The organism is Exiguobacterium indicum HHS 31, assembly GCF_001939065.1.
GTDB lineage: Bacteria > Bacillota > Bacilli > Exiguobacteriales > Exiguobacteriaceae > Exiguobacterium_A > Exiguobacterium_A indicum.
The window spans coordinates 159,023-178,208 of the sequence record NZ_MPSZ01000003.1 but is presented as its reverse complement, the minus strand read 5'-3'; the positions used below and the strand labels follow the sequence as shown (position 1 = coordinate 178,208).

Genomic DNA, 19,186 nt, shown 5'->3' with positions numbered 1-19,186 from the left:
AGAAGGTCCGTTGTTTTTTTGAAAGCGGACTTAGCGGTCCGCTTTTTTGCGTGCTGGAATTAAAAGCGAAAGAAGTGAGAGGGTGCTGATCGAGAGCGTCGAAATTAAAGCAATCGGTAGAGGAATGACGCGGAACATATAAGTGAAGTGGATCAAGATTAAGAACAGGATGATAGCAAGACCAGGAATGAATTTCTTAGAAAGTAGCATACCTGATCCAGGAACAAGCAACTCGAAACCGAGCCGTTGATTGAGTCGAACATCTTCATGTGCATTAGCCAAGCTAAACGATACGGTCAACGCGACAAGAATCATCCAGCCGGAAAATAAGTATTGTTGAATCGGTAAAAAAGCAATGGATTCATAAATGAAATACAGTAAAACCATAGGTCAACTCCTTCATATCATTATGTTATTTGGAAAAGCATTGAAAGTTTGGCTTACGAATTCTAATGATACCGAGTAAGAATTCCGAGAGCAATCAAAAATCTCGAATGATGAAATAAAAGAATGTTCACACATTTTAAGAAAAGGGAAAGATGGTTTAGTATATGTACTAAATACTTTTAAGAATCCTCTTAACGAAAGCATTTTAATAATATGAGAACGTTCTCATAAAACGTGTCTAATTTGTGAACGGAAAATGTGATTTAGACAATTAAGAGCCAATGACTGTTCGAAAGAATCATTTTCTTTTAAAATAAAGGTAATGATTAAAGGAGGCGAAACGAAGATATGAAAAAATGGTTGATCGTCGGAGTAGCAGCAGTAGCTTTTTTCGGCTACGAGAACATTCCAATGGAACAGGCAGAAGCCGATTATCCGAAAAGTGGCGGCAAGCTGATTGATCGATATAGCAGTGAATATCCAGGTTACGACTGGGAAGTCAGGCGGACGTCCAGCGAAGAATTCGTATCGTTGACGAAGGACGGTAAGGAATACGGAAAGTACCGATTTAAAAATGGTATAACAACGCAAGGGGCAGTCTTGAACAAGGATACGGAATCATCGCTGAAGAAAAAAGGATGGACCGCAGTGAAATCCTACCGTAAAGGCAACACGAACTACATGTTGAACCTGGATCATGCAGCCGTCTATGAGAAGAAGGGGAATTACGTCACCTATTTCTTCGACCAACATGATGGGAATAAGGTGAAAGCGACACTGTCGATTCCGAAAGACGTCGAAGCGAAGAAAAAGGGTTTCTATGGTACGGCTTCGAATGCGTTACGAACGACGGATGAGAAGCTGATGCTACGATTGATGAACTGGGAACGGGCTGACTACAAGTTAAATACGTTGGCTCCGTATACGGCACTGAAGCCAGTGACACGCGGTCATAGCGAAAATATGGCGAAGAATAATTTCTTCGCACATACGGATCCGCAAGGGCGTGATCCGTTCGACCGGATGAAGCGTGAAGGCATCAGGTTCAGCTATGCTGGTGAAAATCTATCAATGGGCTATCCGAATGTCTTTGCATCACATTGGGGCTTAATGAATTCAAAAGGGCACCGAGAAAATATTTTGAAAAAAGAGTACAAACAAGCTGACATCGGTGTGGCTTTCCGGAGTAACGCGCCATACTTCACGATTAATTTCCGAACACCTTAAAATAGAAAAATGGAGGACGATATTTCACGATGTCGTCCTCTTTTTCATGAAGCGATGTGTTTTACACTAAAGGCAGGAGGTGGGGATGTTGGAAATCCGTCGATTGAATCCAGAAGATGCAGTACTCTATAAAGCGTTGCGATTAGAAGCCTTACGAAACCATCCTGAGGCATTTGGCTCTGATTATGAATCAGAAAAAGATCGATCCGTCGAACGGTACGCAACTCGTCTTGAAAGCGAACAGTCGATGACGTTTGGTGCGTTTCATGAAAATGAACTCGTCGGTGTCGTCACCATCGTCTGCTCCGAGCCGTTCAAGATGCGACATCGAGCGAATGTATTTGCGATGTACGTCACGCCACGCGCCCGAAAACAACAGGTCGGACGACAACTCGTAGAAGAGGCATTACGTACATTAAAGCATCATCCTCTAATTGAGCAAGTCCATCTCTCGGTCGTCCGGACGAACGAAGCTGCTAAAGCGTTGTACCGGTCGCTTGGTTTTGAATCATACGCGATTGAACCACGGGCGCTGAAAATCGATGATACCTATCATGATGAAGAACTGATGTGGTATCGGTTCTAACACCAAACGACCGGAATTCAAAGAGATGATCTCTCCTTGAATTCCGGTCGTTTTTTACATCAGTTTGCCCATTCAGGCTTGCTGAAGCCTTTGAATGATTTTTCGATGACTGTATTGAAGGCGTCCGATTCGACGGCTGCTTTTAAGTCTTTTGCGACTTGTTTGTCCGCATCTTTCGTTTGGACAGCGACGAGGTTACGGTATTGTTCGTCCATCGTCTCAAGTGCTAACGCATCAAGTAAGTCGAATTTCGCAGCAAGTGCGAAGTTTCCTGGAACGGCTGAGATGTCGACACTTTCAACAGCGCGTGGCAGTTGAGCCGCTTCAAGTGGTTTGATGACGAGTTTCTTCGGATTCTTGACGATATCTTTTTCTGAAACGGTCAGTGGATCAGCGTCCGGCTTGAGTTCAATCCAGCCTTGTTCCGCAAGCAAGTTCAGTGCCCGTGCTTGGTTCGTCGGATCATTCGGCGTCGCGACTTCAGCACCTGTCTTGACGTCGTCAAGTGTCTTCGCTGTCTTGCTGTATAGTCCCATCGGTGCTGTCGGAACCGTGATCAGTCCTTTTAAGTCGAGATTCTTTTCTTTAGAAAACGTCTTGAGATAGATCGAGTGTTGGAACAAGTTGGCGTCGATATTGCCGCTACCGAGGGCGATGTTCGGTTGAATGTAATCGCTGAACTCGACGATTTCGACTTTATAGCCTTTCTTTTCGAGTTGTGGCTGAATCGCTTGTTTGACCATGTCGCTATACGGACCGCTCGTCGCCCCGATCTTGATCGTCTTGTTTTTTTCATCAGCGCTGCTGTCTCCACATCCTGCGAGGACTCCTGCACCGAGTAAGGCTGTTGCTAAAAAGGCATATCGTTTTTTCATGATTCCACTCTCCCTTTGCATGTATGATTAGCGTTTATCTGTTTTTCGCGCCAGTTGATTGCCAAGTGCTTGAATACTTTGAACGATGACGATGAGCACGACGATCGTCACGATCATGATGAGATTATCGTAGCGATAGTAACCGAAACGGATCGCGAGGTCACCGACACCACCGCCGCCGACGATACCAGCCATCGCTGAGAAGCCAATCAAGCTGATCGTCGTTAATGTGATGCCCTGAATGATGCCAGGGAGTGCTTCCGGTAAGAGGACACTGACGATGATCCGCAAGGGTTTCGCCCCACAGGCTTCCGCTGCTTCGATTAGACCAGGCGGAATTTCACGGAGTGATGTTTCGACGAGTCGCGCGAGAAATGGAATCGCTGCGACACTGAGACTGACAGATGCTGCCGTCGGACCGATCGTATTGTCGAGTAAGAACTTCGTCAACGGAATGAGGGCGACCAACAAGATAATGAACGGTAGCGACCGGACGATGTTGACGACGAAGTCAAGAACACGGCGGACGGCAAGGTTTTGAAAAAATAATCCGCGGTCGGTGACGAACAAGAGAATTCCGAGCGGAATCCCGACGACCAATGCGAAAGCAAGTGAAATTCCGACCATCCATGCTGTCTCGCCGAGTGCCTTCAAGAGTTCAGGTAACATCGTTTGAATACGATCAAGCCACATCCTGAATCACCTCGAGTGCATGAAGTTCCGTCGCGAGCCAGTCGAGGGCAGGAGCGATTTGATCGGATGATCCCGTCAAGCTGACAATGAGGACACCGAAGGCGACGTCTTGAATATAGTCGACCTTGCCGTGCAAGATACTGACTGAGATATCGTAACGGCGGATCGCTTCTGATAACGTACTCTCACCGGTCTTCTCGCCCGTGAACTGCAAGCGGATGATCTTGCCTGGGGTTGCCTGTAAGATGCGTTCCGGCAATTCGATTTGTAGTGCCGTATCGACATAATGTTGCGTCACCGGATGCTTAGCTTGACTGAACAAGTCATAGGTTGAGGCGACTTCAACGACTTCACCTTGTGACATGACCGCGACACGATGGCAAATCTGTTTGACGACATCAATCTCATGCGTGATGAGGACGATCGTCAACCCGAGTCGTTCATTCAAATCCTTCAGCAGTTCAAGGATCTGTAGTGTCGTAACGGGGTCAAGAGCGGATGTCGCTTCATCACATAACAAGACGGTCGGATTGTTTGCGAGTGCCCGGGCAATCCCGACGCGCTGTTTCTGCCCACCGCTTAATTGACTCGGGAAGTTCGTCTCAAATCCTTCAAGTCCGACGAGCGAGACGAGTTCGCGAATCCGCTCCGGGAAATCTGCTCGTTTGACGCCAGCGGCCTTGAGCGCAAAAGCGATGTTATCCGCGACGTTGCGCGACTGGATCAATTGGAAATGCTGAAAGATCATTCCTGTCCGCAAGCGAAGTTGACGCAAATCTGCTTTTGACATCCCGCCGAGCGAGACACCGTCGACCTTGACGGTTCCTTGTGTCGGATGCTCGAGCCCGTTGATTAGGCGAAGCAACGTACTTTTACCGGCACCAGACTCTCCAATGATTCCGAAGATTTCTCCTTTTTGAATCGTCAAATCGACATCCCGTAAGGCAAAAATCGGGGTCCGGTCTCGGACGAACCGTTTTGTAATGTGTTTGAATTCAATCATCCGCTCATCTCCTCATACAAAAAAAGTCGCTTTTTCCTAGTAGCGGAGCAACCAGAAAAAAGCGACGAAAGTGTAAGATTTCGTAACTTATCTCTCAGAATGAAAATCATTCTGTAGGATGTGGCACCGTTCCTTACAGGTGGTTGCCGGACGTCGTTGGGCCTAATCCCTCGGTCGCTCTCGATAAGTAGTTATGCTGTTGGGATTTACTTTAACGGAAATGATTCCCATCTGTCAAATGTTTTTTCAGAATTATTCCGCAACAGGTGTCCGGAACAGGTTGAGCGTTCCGATTCGATCGACGGCTTCTTCTAGACGTTCAACGTCAGCAATCAAGCTGATCCGGACGTAGCCTTCACCGTATTCGCCGAAGAAGGATCCAGGGGTCACAGCGACATGTGCTTCGTCAAGCAGGTGATCCGTGAAGCTTTGGGACGTATAACCTTCCGGAACAGGAAGCCAGACGAAGAAGGAACCGCCCGGTCGTGGTCCACTCCAACCGATCGCATCGAGTTTTGCGAACAACGCATCGCGTCGTGTTTCATACAAGCGACTTAACTCGCGGACACAAGTCTGGTCACTCGTGAGGGCGACGGTCGCCGCATGCTGAATCGGTGTGAAGGCACTGACGTAGAGATGTTCTTGGTACGTTTCGATGCTTGAGATGACGGACGGATTACCAATCGCAAAGGCAATCCGGAAGCCGGACATGTTGAAGCGTTTCGAGAGTGAGAATAGCTCGATTCCGACGTCTTTCGCCCCTTCCGTCTGCAGGAAGCTTCGCGTCGGACCATCGAAACTGATACCGCCGTATGCTAAGTCATGAACGACACAGATATCATGGGCATCGGCGAAAGCGACTGTCTGTTCGAAGGCTTCTGCCGTCGCGGTCGCACCCGTCGGATTACTCGGGTAGTTGAGGAACAACATCCGGGCACGCTCAACGTCCGTCGTATCAAGTAAGTCATAATCCGGCAAGAAATCATTTTTCTCGAGCAACGGAAGCGTAATCGGGTAAGCGCCAGCAAGTGCTGCACCAGACAGGTAATCCGGGTATCCTGGATCCGGGACGATGACACCTTCTCCAGGGTTGACGATCGTCTGCGGTAAGGCGACGATTCCGGCTTTACTGCCGAGGAGAATCGCGACTTCCGTTGCCGGATCGATCGTGACACCGAATTCAGTCGCGTAAAAGTTTGCGACAGCTTGTTTTAGAAAATCATGTCCACGAAATGGTGGATATTGAAGGTTCGTTGGCTCGTCGATAGCTTGTTTTAAGGCATCGAGAATATGTACAGGCGTCGTTTGGTCGGGTGTTCCTTGACCAAGTGTGATGACATCATGTCCGGCAGCTTTTACAGCACCGATTCGGTTCGCAAGTTCAGCGAAGACGGGAGCAGGAAGCCGATCAATGGCGATGGATGGAGCGAAATGTTTCATGGATGAATGCCTCCTTCGTGGTATTGTCGTCAAGGATAACGAATATTCAGTCAAAAGAAAAGAACTTTTTCGAAATTTAAAAAAATTGTCGGATAAACAGGTACAGATAAGTGGAGCGGGAATAAAGAGTAGGGAGAGGAGTGGGAAGATGAAGCGAGCTAACTGGAAAGAGGCAGTCGTCTATCAAGTCTACTGGCGTAGCTTTAAAGATTCGAACGGGGATGGGATCGGTGATTTAAGAGGTGTCATCGAGAAGCTTGATTACATCGCTTCACTTGGTGTCGATGTCGTGTGGCTGAATCCATGTTATCGTTCCCCGGACGTCGATAACGGCTATGATATTGCCGATTATTACGAGATCATGAAAAAAGCGGGAACGATGGGAGATCTCCAGGAGTTGATCACGGCTGCTCATGCCCGTGGATTAAAGATCATTCTCGATTTAGTCGTGAACCATACGAGTGACCAGCATGACTGGTTCCGTCAGTCATGTGAGCGGATCAACGATAAGGATGACTGGTACATCTGGAAAGACGGCACGAAAGAGACGCTTCCGAACAACTGGCGCTCGTACTTTGCGCCAAGTCCGTGGACGTGGAGTGAAGAGCGCGGGCAGTATTATTTTCATTCCTTCGCCAAAGAACAACCGGACTTGAACTGGGAGCACCCAGCTGTGAGGCAAGCAATCTACGATATGATGAACTGGTGGATTGCTCAAGGGATCGACGGCTTCCGGATGGATGTCATCAACTTGATCAAAAAACGGTCGTTCGAGGATGTCGCCAATCCGTTTGATCTCTCGTACCTTGGGAATCAGCCAGGTGTGCATGACTTCTTGCAGGAGATGCATGCGAATGTTCTCGCTGGTAAAGACTTGTTTACAGTTGGTGAGATTCCGTTCGTCGGTCCAGAAGATGGACTGTTATATGTCAGTGACGAACGAAAAGAACTCCGGACACTGTTTCACTTCGAAATCGCGGACGACATGGAAGCGATGGATCTCTTACGATTCAAGGAGATTCAAAAACGCTGGTACGACGTCTTATACCCATTAGGTGTCAATTCACAGTTCCTCAACAACCATGATCATACACGACAAGTGACGCGCTTCGGCAGTGAACGATACCGGGTTGAGAGTGCGAAACTACTCGGTTTGATGTTGCATACGTTACCGGGCATTCCATACGTGTATCAAGGAGAAGAGATCGGGATGACGGGGATTCGCTTCTCGGATCCGTCGCTTTATCAGGACGTCGCCTTTCGAAATCGATACGCGGAGCGCGTCGCTGGCGGAGAGGACCCAGAGGTCGTGCTCTCATCGATGCAGTTACTCGCACGCGATAATTCCCGTACACCGATGCAGTGGGACGATACACATGCAGCTGGCTTTACGAGTGGTAAACCATGGTTAGCGGTCAATCCGAATTATACGGACATCAATGTCGCGCAAGCAGAAGCAGATCCATCGTCCGTGCTTGCTTTTTACAAGTCGCTGATTCAGATGCGAAAGGATCATCCGATTATGGTCTATGGTACATACCGAGACTTAGCGCTTCATGATCCGTATCTCTATATCTATGAGCGGGAATTAGAGGGAGAAGTCTGGCGGATCGTCCTCAACGTACATGATGAACCGATGCAGACCGCCCTCGTCTTACCACAGGAAAAGTTGCTCATATCAAACTATCCGGATAGCCCGGATATCTTGCGTCCTTACGAAGCACGCGTCTATCGTTATACTGTTACAGAACAGACGTGAGTCGTCTGTTGAAAAGAAAAACATCCGCGGACATGTCAGGAACACGTTCGCGGATGTTTTTTCATATGCGTACATTACTTGAAAGGTGATGTTTTTTTCGTCTGTAAGACGTGAGAGAATCGATCGACGGCTTGGCGCATCTCGTAACTCGGTCCGAGAAAGAGCGGACCATGTCCGACAGCGAGTATATCCGGAGACAGTTCCGTCAGTTGATCAGCCGAGCGAAGGGCGACGTCCGGATCCCATGTTGCGAGTGCAGGGAACGGGAATTGCCAGCGGACGTCACCGGAGACGGCGAGTCCTCCTTGCGTCTGAAAAGCATCTCCGGCGATCAACGTCCGGCTTCCTTCATGCCAAAGTGAGATCGAACCAGGTGTATGACCGGGTGAGGCGATGACACTGAGACTTCCGACTTGTTGACCACTCTCGAGCAAGCGATCCGGACGTGTTTTGATGTTTTTCGGAATACCACCTTTTAAAGGTGTCGTTTCGCCTTCGCGTAGCGTCTCGTCCCCACTGAGCAATGCAGCATCGCGATAACTGATACAGACTTGAGCGAGAGGAAAGGCGTTCGCAAGGAAATCAAGCGAACCGACATGATCGGCATGCGCATGAGTCAGGATGATTGCACCAAGCGGTTTCTCTTGCTTTCGAATATAGTGATAGAGCGCCTTTGCGTTGATCCCGAGGCCGGCATCAATCAATGTCAAACTGTCTGCTTCTTCAAACAGGTAGCAGTTGACCGGGAAAAAGGATGGGGTCGTCTGCAGTTGGTGTAAACGTTCGATTGTCGTGACACGCATCGGCTTCACTCCTTCAAAAAAATGAATAGTCTTCTTCTTTAGTATCGTCTGTTTTTTTAGATGCGTCTAGACGCATTATGTGGAAAAAGAGGCATCACCTGTAAAAAGATGATCCCTCTTCTATGAATCATTCAAATGTCACAGCGAAGACGGCACCGGCATGTGGTGCATCATCTCCGTCGGCAGCCGTCGTGACGAGCAATCGATCTTCATAGAAAATCGGGCACGTCGGATTCGAAACAGGGAAGTCGACATGATCGAGTTTTTCACCAGTCGCAAGATTCCAACGGGTGATGCATGATCCAGCATAATGCGCGATCCAAGCATGACCTTCCGCGTCCTTCGTCATACCATCCGGGAACCCTTCTTCTTCTTCAAGGTCAACGGCGACACGTTTATTGGAAAGTGGTGCGTCCGGAGCGTAGTCAAAGGCATAGACTTTTTTTGTCGGTGTATCGATGTGATAGAGCGTCTTGCCATCTTCTGACCAGACGAGTCCATTCGAGTTCGTCAAGTCTTCGTGCAAGACATCGATGGAACCGTCATGACGCAGACGGAACAATCCAGCAGTCTTACCGTCTTCTTCATTAATGCTACCAGCGACATATTGTCCAGTCGGATCGAGCTTTCCGTCATTCATTCGGTCAGAATCGGGCAGTGACAGTTGATGCTCAAGAGACAGATGACCTTCCTTGAGATCAAACGTCCCAAATCCGTGTTCAGCCGTGACACGTAATAAGTCTGGAGCGTCCGTCAAGGCAATTGATGTGATGGCGCTTGGTAACGTGTACGGCTTGAGTGCTTCTGTGGCAAGGTCATATGAAAAAAGAAGTTGATTCGGAATGTCGACAAAATAAAAGCGTTTTGTTTTCGCATCGTAGACAGGAGATTCACCTGTCTTACACGCGACATCAATAAATACAGATACACTCATGAAAAGGCCTCCTACATCATGTATGAATAGATTCATATGTTGATTGCAACATATGTGGCTTAAAAGGAATCAGTTAACTACTTTCTATACCTGTTATGAATAAAAATAAACCTCTCCTAAATTAATTATGTCATTTATTTACTAAAAAAGGCATAATATATAACGGAGGTGTGTTATGTTCAAGAAAATTTGTATTTTATTAACAACTTTTTGTCTTTTTCAATCTGTCTCTACCACTCAGGCAGAAACGATTTCAAAAGGTGTGACCTATACGACAAAATCAGAAACACTTTCGGGTACACCACAGTTATTTCGACATATAACGGTTCAGCCCGATACCGGTAACTACTGGATGACGACGAAAGGACGAGATCGTGTATTAGCAACAGAATCTTTACCTTCTCAAGTTAGTCGCGTGACAGCGAGCGGGGGGCGTGTCGTAACAGCGATCAATGCCGATATGTATCGAGTAGCTTCGGGGTTACCGATTGGACTTCAAATTCAGCAAAATCAAGTACTGGTTAGTCATAGTGTAAAAGATTCTGCGACAAAATTCCCATCATTCATGATCAACGGACAAGGGAAACCAGAGATCGGGTCGTTCGGTATCATCGGATCTGCGACGACTGATACGAAGCGGGTAACGATCCACTCAGTTAACCGTAACGAGAACTTAGCGAATCGAATCGGTATCTTTAGTTCAGCTCATCATGCTTCAAAAATGCTGAAGCTAATTGAGCCGTCAGAAGCGATGAAAAAAGAAATTGCTATCGTCTATTTAAAAGGAACAGCGACATCGGCGTTTACGCTCGGGAAGAACTATCAATGGACCGTTGAATCGGTAGATACGACATTCCGTAAAGAAATTCGCTTACCCGATGCTGGAGTTGTCCTCGTTGGTCTCGGAAAACAAAAAGCGGCACTACTCGCACTTGTGAAAGCAGCAGAAGAAAAATCAAATGGTCTGTTATCAACACAATTAAATCTAGTTCAATTATCGAATCTTCAAATGCGTAACGATATTCAAGAAGCTGTATCTGGATATAACTGGTTGATTCAAAATGGAGTTGGATATAGTTTAGACAGCCTAGCATTGAACCATGACCGCTTTTTGATGCTCGCTCGTAAGGCGCGGACACTTATCGGTACAACGTCAAACGGGACAGTTCAAATCATTACGGTGGACCAAGCTCGTCTTGATTCAAAAGGGATTACGATGCTTGAGGCAGTGGAGCAAATGAAGCGTTTAGGTGTAACGTCGGCCCTCGCATTTGATGGTGGGGGATCGACAGAGATAATGGTCAGACGCGCTGGAGAGTTTTTACCTAAAACAGCGAATGTACCGGCAGATGGAAGAAGTCGCTCTATTACGAACGGTTTAATATTAGCCACTCATTATGTTCCATCGAATGTAGCGACGACGATTTTATTGACTGCCCCTAAAGAATTATATGTAGGTGAAAAAGGTGGATTTGGATTAAAGCTGACGGATGCAAATGGACAGCCTGTAGATGCAACGAAGAAATCGATTATTTGGAAAGGGACAGGTGTCAAAGGCTTACAAGTCACGGCACCGCTGACTCCTGGAAAATGGACAGGTACGATGCAAGTTGATCGTGCTAAACGAACCGTATCGATTCCAGTCACGAATCGCTTGACCGGTCTTACAGTCAATGGAGGGCGTCCGATCTTGTTGAAAGTAGGACAACGCCTCGCGATTTCATCAGAAGGATGGCTAAACGGACGACGTGTCGTAATCCCTGCTTCGCAACTCAATTACCAGGTTGCAAACGGAGCGACCGCATCGATTACAAAAGGGAATATTCTTGCAAAGAAAATCGGGAAGACAGAACTAACTGTCTCATCTGGAGGGAAGACGGTTCGACTACCGGTCACCGTCTCTGCTATGAAAAAAGAGGAAGTCATCGATTCCTTCGAACAGGGAGTCTACGAAGCGAAATCTCCTTATGTTTCGAGTTATACTGTCCGTCTCAGTTCCTTACAGAAATCCAGTGGCAAACAATCGCTTGAAATGACATATGATTATTCAGGGTGGAAGAAACAAAACGGAGCCATGTACATTAAAAAAGCATCATGGATCATTCCTTCTCCTGCCCGTGCATTGACGATGGATGTGTATGGAGATGGACGCGCGCCTTGGCTTCGCTCAGAAGTCAAAGATGCTGCAGGAAATCGACATGTCGTGGATTTCGTCAAGAAGGTAGATTGGAAAGGATTTAAAACGGTACAAGCGACACTCGATCCGACGTGGCCAACACCTCTTAAAATCGAATCGTTGTATTTTGTTGAAACGGATACATTGAAAAAAGGAACAACCATTAAGAGTAAGGTGTACTTGGATCAACTCAAAGTTTTATACTAAACCTAAAAAAAAACAGGGAATCGGATTTCAATGAAATCTTGACCCTGTTTTTTTATCAGATAAAAATTACTCTGACGGGTGGTTTATAGTAATTAGCGACTTTTGACAAGAAGATTTACAGCTTCCTTCACAAGCTCTTCTGTCTGACCGTCACCATTTTGTTCGGCGTCTCTTACGCACTCAATTAAATTGGAGCTTACGACGACACCAATCGTACGATCAATCGCGGAGCGAGCAGCGGAAAGTTGAGTAATGACATCTCGACAGTCTTGCCCTTCTTCCATCATACGAAGGATACCACGTAATTGCCCTTCGATTCGGCTGACGCGATTTTTCATTTTGCGATCATAATCCATATATGTTCCTCCGTTTCATAGTAGAACTAACGTCTGAGTAATACCTTTATGCTATGCCCATAACGGTATTACTGTCAATTCTATCGAATTTTAAGATATACTTTTCTTGAAATCAGGGAATATGGATGTGGTGAGGAATTTACTTAGAAAATTGATGAAAACTAAAACGATTTGGTGTTAGCTCTCGTATACTATATGATGAAGCTGATATCAGGAGGAGGAAAAGGATGCATACTCAATCCGATGAATCGCTTTATCATCTGATGCGTAGCGGTGATGAACAGGCACTCGAGACTTTGTATGAGAAGTACGAGCGATTGTTATTTTCATTCGCCTATCGCTTTACGAATAATGATCGATTGTCTGAAGAAGTCATTCAAGAAGTATGGATGAAAATTTGGAATGGTCGTGTTGATTTTGATACACAAAAAGGAAAGTTTTCATCTTGGATTTTGACGATCACGCGTAATGCGGCTCTTGATTGTTTACGTCGTGAAAAACGACAACCGACGATTGAAGTTGAAGAACGAGATGGCGGATATGATGAACCTGTTGAGCGGACCGTCATGCAACGCGAAACTGCAGCGGAAGTGCGGGGCGCCGTAAGTGAACTAAAATCAGAACAACAGGATTTGATCGAACTAGTCTATTTTCAGGGACTAACTCAACAACAAATCGCAGATCAACTTGACTTACCACTCGGAACAGTCAAAACACGTATCAGAAGTGCGATTCAAGCATTAAGAAAACGATTAGATGGGAGGGAACGAGATGGAAGAACGTTGTCATGACTTGATCAATTACTTCAATGGAACACTCTCTTCAGCAGATCGCGACGCGTTCGAAGCGCATCTTGCGACGTGCGAAGAATGTCGCGAAGCACTTTTAGAAATGGAAGAACTCATGCTTCCCATCGCTGAATCGCTTCCGGAGCGTCCTGTTCCTGTAGGAATGAAAGCACGTATTCTTGGAGAAGTTCTTGGTTCAACAGAGACGGAGTCTCCTAAAGAAGAACCGATGACTACTCCAGTAGACATTAAACAAGCACGTCAGCAACAAACGAAGAAAAAGAGTGTCCCACTTGGCTGGTTGATGAGCATTGCTGCCGCCCTTATTCTTTCACTTGGTGCGAATGCCTACTTTTTGTCACAGGAAGAAAGTACAGATACACCGGAAACACTGGCGATAGATGAAATTAAAGGAATGGGAAACTTTGAAAGCAACGAGTCGATCAAGGGATCAAGCATGGTATTTACACAAAACGATAAGTCGTATATGCTCGTTCAATTGAAAGATCTGCCTCCATTGAAAAAAGGAGAATTGTATCAATTATGGACCATCAAAGGTGAGACACCGACTGCGAACGGTATTATTGAAAAAGACGGCGAAGCAGCAGCGGTATTTCAACTCAAAGGTAATGGTGACGTCGATGCTGTAGCAATCACTGTCGAACCCGAGCCGGATTTAGCGAAACCTACGGGAGAAATCGTGGCCTCAGTTGCACTTTAACTTAAAAAATACGAACGGATTCGTCTACGACGAATTCGTTTTTTTTGTGCGTTTTACATTAAGAAAAAAAGACTAAAAAGTAGAAAATATCAATTAAATCGCATGAAATGCAAGTTTCGACTGAAAATATACTTCATAACCGTCGATACTAAGAAGAAAGTCAGTTCTATAAGGAGAGGCCACATACAATGAATGAATGGATTATTTTAACAAAGCACTATGAAGTGGGCTTAGTTGTACTGTCGGTACTCGTCGCGATCATTGGATCGTATGGATCGCTTGAATTAAATCGACGTTTGGCTAAGGCGACTTCTTTGAAAAAACGAGCGTTATTCTTATCTTCTTTGACGATGGGACTATCGATTTGGGGGATGCATTTCGTTGGTATGGGTGCTTTCGCTTTACCCGTCACGGTTCGTTATGACTGGATTTTAATGTTCTTATCCGTCATTCCAGCTATTTTAGCTGCCTTCATCGCCTTTTATCTACTCTACTCATCAGCGATTACACGAAACAAAGTCATTTTAGCAGGTTCTTTGATGGGCGTAGGTATTGCGATGATGCATTATCTTGGGATGATGGCAATGGATTTTGGTGGCGCGATTCGTTATGAAACAGGGTTGTTCGCTCTATCCATCCTAATTGCGATCACTGTAGCATATGTTGCCTTGTTACTCTTACATCGTCTACGACATGTTGATAAGAAAAGAATTCTTATTCCCATTGCGATTGTAATGGGCTTTGCTATCTCTTCCATGCATTATGTAGGTATGTTAGGAACATCTTTTTGTATCCCGATTGATCAAGCAGGACGTATTGGTGATGGTCCTATTACATCGAATATTTTAAACGATGTAGCCATTCCGGTATTTTTGATTTTGATCTTAATCGCTGGACTCTATATTCATTTAGAACGACGTGCCTTACAGATGATGGCATATACTGATCATTTGACCGGTTTGCATAACCGTAGATGGTTAGATCACCATATGATAAAAGTAGATGCGCATTACGGAAAGTCTAAAGACGAGATGGCGATGGCTATACTTGACCTGGACGGGTACAAATGGGTCAATGATACGTTTGGTTTTGATAAAGGAGATGCCGTCATTCGTGAGTTTGCAGATCGGATGCGTGCGTCCTTATCGGAAGATGAAGCATGTATTCGTTATAATGGAACGCAGTTTTTTCTTATCAAAAAAGTACCTACTGATGCATTACTTCGTACTTTCGAACAAATTTTAGAAGATATTCGACAACCGATTCACTTAGATGATCAACCAATCCATTTGACAGCAACGATGGGTGTCATCTTACCGGATATGGGAGAAACGTTAGAAATGCGAATTGGTCAAATGGAAAGTGCTCTCCGGGTCGGCAAAAACGAAGGAAGAGATCGATTCATCGTGTACGATGATTCCCTGCATTCCGACAAAAGAGAGCAATTGATCGTCGGTTCCTTACGCCGGGCGATGACGGATTTCAAGGAGTTCGCTCTCGTCTACCAACCGAAGATCGCACTCGCGACAGGCAAGGTGGATCAGGCGGAAGTTCTAATTCGCTGGAATCATCCGAAGTTCGGTTTCATCTCACCGGCGGAATTCATTCCACTTGCTGAAAAGTATAGTTTAATTCATCGTTTGACCGAGTGGGTGTTGAAGGAGACCGTTGCACAGATGGAGATTTGGAAGAAAGAAGATTATTTCATTCGCCAAGTCTCGGTGAACTTATCCGCGATGCATTTCCGATCGGAGTCGCATAATATGATGATTAAAGAAATCGTTCATCATTCCTTGAAGAACGGAAGTGAATTGCAACTACAACTCGAAATAACGGAAACGTCCGTTATGGAGAATCTGGACCGGGCGATGACGATGCTTGGTGAATTGAAACAGCTTAGTCTGACAATCGCTCTCGATGATTTTGGAACGGGTCTATCGTCGCTAACGCACTTGAAGCATTTGCCGATCGATATCTTAAAGATCGACAAGTCGTTCATCGATGAAGTCCCACATGACGAACGGGGAACAGCGATTACGGAAATGATCATCCAGCTTGCGAAGAGTCTTGGGATCGAAGTCGTCGCAGAAGGTGTCGAAACGCTCGAACAGCATCTCTTCTTGAAACGCCTCGGTTGTGATTATGGACAAGGCTACTACTATAGTAGACCGATGCATGTGAAGGATTTGAATCAGCAAGCGATCGAAGAAACGGTTCTTAATGTCGGATAAGGCAATCCAAACATGAATTTCGTTCGTATACTAGATAAGCATGCGAGGATGATGCATGCGACGTCTGGGGGGACGCAAAGCGCTGGGATATTACCAGCTCGTGCACGACGCAGACAGACATCTAGTACATTCAATCATACTCAGACCATCTAGCTTTCGACGCAGCACCTGTCTGTTCGAACACAAACAAAGGCAACTTCCACGACGGAAGTTGCCTTTTTCATTTGCGCTTATGAGCGAACCGTCAGGACGCAGCCTGTTTGATCCGTCACGAGCACATTCGTATTGAAGTATTGGCCATCACTTTTTAGGATGAGCGCTTTTTTCTCCGCGTTGTAATCGAGTGTCATTTCTTGATCGAGGAAATGACTCGACCACCGCTTGACGAGAACGGGACCGACGTTTGAATCAATCGTCATGTCTTCGGATGTCGCTTCATCGACGATGCGAATACTGAAAATACCAGAGTTTCCGCAACCACAACCCTCTGTATCGTAATAGAGATGCAGTTGACCGGATACTTCACCGCGTAATTGGCGGATTCGCTCCTGAGCAGACGGTGTAAATGTGATGTTCATGGTCATTCACTCCTTTCTTTTAGTATACGCCGTTTGAACGAGAAAGGAACGTCACTTGCTCACGCTGACTTGGCGGCGCATCCGAACGAGAAGGAAGATATAACCGGCTAATAATAAGACGACGCTACCGAGAACTGTCGTATCGACGAGACCATTATCGGACTCGAAGTTGATCGCGATATACGCCCAGACGAAGACAAGCGGATAAATCGGATCACGGTTCGCAAACATGAAGAGAAGAGCGATGATGACTCCGACGACGAGTATGATCATCGTCCAGCCCGCATCTCCAATTCCAAGCCAAGATGTTACACCTTCTGCGTTGATCGTCAGGAAGATGTCGGCAATCGTCGCGACCGATACCCAGCCGAGGTAAAGTGAGAACGGTAGCTTAAAGCGTAATCCTTTCGTCTCACGATCAATTTTTGAGTAGATGACGATCAAGGACAACAAGAGACCAACGATGACGACAACGGAGACAACGAACAGTTCAAACGTGAAGGAAACGATCCAGCCAGCATTAAACAGACAGCTGATCAAGAACCACGGTCCGATTTTCTTCGCCAGTTCGTGTTCCTTGAACTTCGGAATCGATTGTAAAATCAACCAGATGAGTAGAATCGTATAAATTAATCCCCAAATCGAGAACGCATACCCAGCCGGTTTGAACAATGTGATGATCGAATCAGAGATTCGTCCTGTCTTTCCACCATCAAGGGCGTTCACGGCAATCGTGAAAATGAAGCCGACCCAGTTGAGCCAAATCCATTTATTATTTTTCAAACAAAAAACCTCCTTTATTCTCTAAAGAAGGTTTACCCAAAAATCAAATTCATTAGTCATCACGGTCGGCGCGTCGGGTTCAAAAAGGACATCCCGATCGCTGGATTTCCTGTATGCGAACCGAGAACCGGTGTCAAGTCATCGATCCGGACACGCACATCGTATTGCGATTCGAGGCGTTGTTTCCACTCGAGTGCCAGGTCATACGCTGTCGCGTGGAATAGTGAAATATCCGTGATCTGTCCCCGTTCAATGATTGCGACAAGGTGATCAAAAATCTTCGAATGCGCTTTTTTGAACGTCCGGACGGTTTGATAAGGAACGATCTTTCCTTCCTCGAAGTGGAACAACGGACGAAGTTGCAACAAGTTACCAACGAATGCCTTCGTTGAAGAGATCCGTCCACCTGCTTGTAATTGATCGAGGTTTGCGACCGTGAATTCAATGTGATGATCGAAACGACGCTCGAGAATGATCTGTTCGACGGATTCGATCGAGTGTCCCGCTTCGACGAGTTCAATCGCTTCTGCTAGGAGTTGACCAGCCGGGTAAATGCCACAACGGGAATCAATCGCAATCAGACGAAAGCCAGCAATCTCTGCCCCTTGAACGGAAGCGCTGTACGTGCCGCTCAGTTCACTCGATAAGTGAACAGCGAAGCCGACGTCGTAATCCTCTTTCAACCGCTCATAATGCTCAGTGAAACTCCCGATCGAAGGTTGGCTCGTCGTTACCTTGTGTTTTGAGTCAATCCAGCTATAGACGGTCTCTGCATCAACGTCGACACCATCGACGAAACTTTCTCCATCCTTCATGACAAGTAAAGGGACGACCGAAAGATCATCGCGCTGAGCGATCGTATCCGGTAAAATCGTTGTACTATCAGTGATCCAAGCGATCCGCATAACAAGTTCCTCCTTAAATTAGTACCTGATATTAATTGTAGGTGTAAGCGTTCTCGCTGTCAAATGAACATTAAAAAATATCGAACGTTTTAGTTGATTAAATAATGAAATACGCTATAATCGGTACGTGATTAGTAAACTTTTAGTCATCTTATACTAAACTAAGCCGATGAGAGGAGGACGTCGATTGTACTCAATCGGTCAAAAAATCAAGAACCTCCGTCTTCAAAAGGGATTGACGCAAGAGGAACTAGGGGAAAGAACAGACCTGAGTAAAGGGTACATCTCGCAACTCGAACGGGAAATCAGTTCACCGTCGATCGAGACGCTGTTTCATCTCCTCGAAGTCCTTGGCATCTCACCGAAGGATTTCTTTGATGAGGATACACTCAATCAAAAAGTTGTCTATGGGGAAGAGGATGTCACGACATATGCCGATGAGGAACAGGGGTATCATGTCACGTGGCTCATTCCGGAATCGAATGAAAAAGAGATGGAACCGGTCCTGCTCACACTCGCGCCAGGGGGAGCATTCAAGACGTATGAACCATCAGGTGCCGAGACGTTCGTCTATGTGCTCGCAGGAAACGTCACGCTGACGCTCGGACGTCAGTCTTTTGTAGCAAAACAAGGAGAGACACTTTACTATAAGGCTTCAGAAATCCATCAACTACGCAATGAGTCAACACAAGAGACGAAGGTCCTCGTGACTGCGACTGACTCATACTTATAAA

19 protein-coding genes and 1 riboswitch are annotated in these 19,186 nt (G+C 46.1%); of the genes, 8 read left to right on the top strand and 11 right to left on the bottom strand.

What is annotated here, in order from left to right:
- Nucleotides 1-30 precede the first annotated feature (30 nt).
- Entirely contained in the window at nt 31-387 is a 357-nt protein-coding gene (locus tag N179_RS10610) for a hypothetical protein (RefSeq protein ID WP_050678127.1), read from the bottom strand.
- 348 nt (nt 388-735) lie between these two features.
- Between N179_RS10610 and N179_RS10605 the strand changes: the two genes are divergently transcribed.
- Complete coding sequence (locus tag N179_RS10605) at nt 736-1,614, top strand: CAP domain-containing protein (protein WP_075642842.1); 879 nt, start codon at nt 736-738, stop codon at nt 1,612-1,614.
- Nucleotides 1,615-1,699: 85 nt separating this feature from the next.
- Nucleotides 1,700-2,200, top strand: a complete 501-nt coding sequence (locus N179_RS10600; RefSeq protein WP_241492559.1) for a GNAT family N-acetyltransferase — start codon at nt 1,700-1,702, stop codon at nt 2,198-2,200.
- A 59-nt stretch (nt 2,201-2,259) separates the two neighbouring features.
- Here N179_RS10600 and N179_RS10595 read toward each other — a convergent pair whose 3' ends face one another.
- From N179_RS10595 to N179_RS10580, 4 genes are all read right to left on the bottom strand, one after another.
- Nucleotides 2,260-3,075, bottom strand: coding sequence for a MetQ/NlpA family ABC transporter substrate-binding protein (locus tag N179_RS10595; protein WP_058712983.1), 816 nt, complete (start codon nt 3,073-3,075; stop codon nt 2,260-2,262).
- Nucleotides 3,076-3,102: 27 nt separating this feature from the next.
- Nucleotides 3,103-3,768, bottom strand: a complete 666-nt coding sequence (locus N179_RS10590) for a methionine ABC transporter permease (RefSeq protein WP_023469366.1) — start codon at nt 3,766-3,768, stop codon at nt 3,103-3,105.
- A complete protein-coding gene (locus N179_RS10585) occupies nt 3,758-4,771 on the bottom strand; it encodes a methionine ABC transporter ATP-binding protein (protein ID WP_058712982.1) in 1,014 nt (337 codons plus the stop codon). Before N179_RS10585 ends, N179_RS10590 begins: the two co-directional genes overlap by 11 nt.
- Nucleotides 4,772-4,855: 84 nt before the next feature.
- Nucleotides 4,856-4,961, bottom strand: a riboswitch (SAM riboswitch).
- Nucleotides 4,962-5,023: 62 nt separating this feature from the next.
- Complete coding sequence (locus N179_RS10580; protein WP_058264623.1) at nt 5,024-6,211, bottom strand: aminotransferase class I/II-fold pyridoxal phosphate-dependent enzyme; 1,188 nt, start codon at nt 6,209-6,211, stop codon at nt 5,024-5,026.
- Between the two features lie 148 nt (nt 6,212-6,359).
- Here N179_RS10580 and N179_RS10575 point away from each other — a divergent pair, with 148 nt between their 5' ends.
- The gene (locus N179_RS10575) at nt 6,360-7,970 is read left to right on the top strand and encodes an alpha-glucosidase (RefSeq protein WP_075642841.1); all 1,611 of its coding nucleotides are present in this window, start codon (nt 6,360-6,362) and stop codon (nt 7,968-7,970) included.
- Nucleotides 7,971-8,044: 74 nt separating this feature from the next.
- On the opposite strand, the gene N179_RS10570 is transcribed toward N179_RS10575, so the two are convergent.
- Together N179_RS10570 and N179_RS10565 are read right to left on the bottom strand one after the other, a co-directional pair.
- Nucleotides 8,045-8,773 carry an MBL fold metallo-hydrolase gene (locus tag N179_RS10570; RefSeq protein ID WP_023469362.1) on the bottom strand — a complete coding sequence of 243 codons (729 nt, stop codon included), beginning with the start codon at nt 8,771-8,773 and terminating at the stop codon, nt 8,045-8,047.
- 127 nt (nt 8,774-8,900) lie between these two features.
- Complete coding sequence (locus N179_RS10565) at nt 8,901-9,707, bottom strand: SMP-30/gluconolactonase/LRE family protein (RefSeq protein ID WP_023469361.1); 807 nt, start codon at nt 9,705-9,707, stop codon at nt 8,901-8,903.
- Between the two features lie 175 nt (nt 9,708-9,882).
- On the opposite strand from N179_RS10565, the gene N179_RS10560 reads away from it, so the two are divergent.
- Nucleotides 9,883-12,090, top strand: coding sequence for a phosphodiester glycosidase family protein (locus N179_RS10560; RefSeq protein ID WP_075642840.1), 2,208 nt, complete (start codon nt 9,883-9,885; stop codon nt 12,088-12,090).
- A gap of 92 nt (nt 12,091-12,182) precedes the next feature.
- Here N179_RS10560 and N179_RS10555 read toward each other — a convergent pair whose 3' ends face one another.
- On the bottom strand, nt 12,183-12,446 hold the full coding sequence (locus N179_RS10555) for a metal-sensitive transcriptional regulator (RefSeq protein ID WP_058714080.1): 264 nt from the start codon (nt 12,444-12,446) through the stop codon (nt 12,183-12,185).
- Between the two features lie 227 nt (nt 12,447-12,673).
- Here N179_RS10555 and N179_RS10550 point away from each other — a divergent pair, with 227 nt between their 5' ends.
- The 3 genes from N179_RS10550 (at nt 12,674) to N179_RS10540 (ending at nt 16,186) form a co-directional block, all read left to right on the top strand.
- Nucleotides 12,674-13,237, top strand: a complete 564-nt coding sequence (locus tag N179_RS10550) for an RNA polymerase sigma factor (RefSeq protein ID WP_023469358.1) — start codon at nt 12,674-12,676, stop codon at nt 13,235-13,237.
- Complete coding sequence (locus N179_RS10545) at nt 13,218-13,955, top strand: anti-sigma factor (protein ID WP_058714079.1); 738 nt, start codon at nt 13,218-13,220, stop codon at nt 13,953-13,955. Before N179_RS10550 ends, N179_RS10545 begins: the two co-directional genes overlap by 20 nt.
- A gap of 188 nt (nt 13,956-14,143) precedes the next feature.
- Nucleotides 14,144-16,186, top strand: coding sequence for a putative bifunctional diguanylate cyclase/phosphodiesterase (locus N179_RS10540; protein WP_023469356.1), 2,043 nt, complete (start codon nt 14,144-14,146; stop codon nt 16,184-16,186).
- Between the two features lie 230 nt (nt 16,187-16,416).
- Here the strand turns inward: N179_RS10540 and N179_RS10535 are convergent, their stop codons facing one another.
- From N179_RS10535 to N179_RS10525, 3 genes are read right to left on the bottom strand one after another with little or no spacing between them, the layout of a single operon-like run.
- Nucleotides 16,417-16,764, bottom strand: coding sequence for an iron-sulfur cluster biosynthesis family protein (locus N179_RS10535; RefSeq protein ID WP_058714078.1), 348 nt, complete (start codon nt 16,762-16,764; stop codon nt 16,417-16,419).
- A gap of 51 nt (nt 16,765-16,815) precedes the next feature.
- Entirely contained in the window at nt 16,816-17,547 is a 732-nt protein-coding gene (locus N179_RS10530) for a tryptophan-rich sensory protein (RefSeq protein WP_023469354.1), read from the bottom strand.
- A gap of 59 nt (nt 17,548-17,606) precedes the next feature.
- Entirely contained in the window at nt 17,607-18,452 is an 846-nt protein-coding gene (locus tag N179_RS10525) for a DegV family protein (RefSeq protein WP_058714077.1), read from the bottom strand.
- A 187-nt stretch (nt 18,453-18,639) separates the two neighbouring features.
- Here N179_RS10525 and N179_RS10520 point away from each other — a divergent pair, with 187 nt between their 5' ends.
- Nucleotides 18,640-19,185 carry a helix-turn-helix domain-containing protein gene (locus tag N179_RS10520; RefSeq protein ID WP_023469352.1) on the top strand — a complete coding sequence of 182 codons (546 nt, stop codon included), beginning with the start codon at nt 18,640-18,642 and terminating at the stop codon, nt 19,183-19,185.
- Nucleotide 19,186: the final 1 nt, after the last annotated feature.